Raw genomic sequence first — 1,129 nt, forward strand, 5'->3', positions numbered from 1 at the left:
CAGCTCGGAAATCGTTTCACTCTTACTACAGAAGAGTTAGAACAACTGGATCAGCACGGAACTTCTGGAGGACCACCTGCTATTCAGCAAAGCGCTCCTACCAACCGTCGCGTGTACTTCCCCTACTACGATGGGGAGAACTTTCGAGTTCCATGCGAGGTTGAAGGGCTCAGCGCTATGGCAGTGGTGGATACAGGCGCTCAAACAAGCCTTATCTCCAGCGACATGAAGCTTCGAATCAACGAGAAACACCCGGACTTTCAATGGTTCGAAATGAAGGAGCCACCTGTGGTGCGCGGCCTTCAGGAGGAACCGTTGAAGCTGGAACCGTTCACAGCACACATCATTATTCGAACCTGCGGACGCGAAATCTGCGGGCCTGTGAATATCGATCCATCGAACACTTTCGATGTGCTGTTGGGCATCCCGGCTATTAAAGCCCTGGGGATTGAACTTCGAATTAAACAAGAATACGAACTCCGTCCGACCTACGGACCAATAAAGTACGCGCTCTGTAACGAGGAAGAACGAACTGCATCGGCACAAGTTACTGCACTGGGTGGAGCCGCTGTATATCGCGGAGAAACCGTTCCGCCGGATGCGGAGGAATGGGTAACTGTGAGCAGCGACGCTCCAATTACTCGGACTGAGCTGAAAAGCTCCTACGCAGGATCGGCGCCATGTTTGAAGAAACGGAAGCACGTGAAGTTTGCAGAGGATGCTGGTCTCTTAGGAACTACCCGTCAAAGGGTATGTACCCGAGGACGCAGTACCTCCTTCCCTGCAGAGGGATCCACTACCTTGCGCTTGCGAGTGCGAGGTGGTCGGCCGCAAACAGATGCTTTAATGGTACTGAACAAGGAATTCGCGAAACGAGGCTTGACCATGGTCGATGCGATCGTAAGATTGCAGCCACGGAAGATGATCAAGGTCACGATTACTAATCCAACGAAGGAGGACATCATTCTGGACCGAGATGTTCAGATTGGTCATCTTGAAGCAGTAGACATGTTGACCGTCAACGAGGCAGTTGACGACATCATGCGTCGAACACAAGAGGGACCCACCATCGGCATGGCCCAGGCTACGCCTGAGGAGCTCTACGATAGACTCGAGAAAGTCAAGGCTA

1 protein-coding gene is annotated in these 1,129 nt (G+C 52.3%); it reads left to right on the top strand.

Annotated elements, in window-relative coordinates:
* Positions 1 to 111 precede the first annotated feature (111 nt).
* On the top strand, positions 112 to 1,129 hold a 1,018-nt coding region (locus tag GY937_19360), incomplete at its 3' end, for a retroviral-like aspartic protease (protein ID MCP5058865.1).

It is taken from the genome of bacterium, from assembly GCA_024228115.1.
Classification (GTDB): Bacteria; Myxococcota_A; UBA9160; order UBA9160; family UBA6930.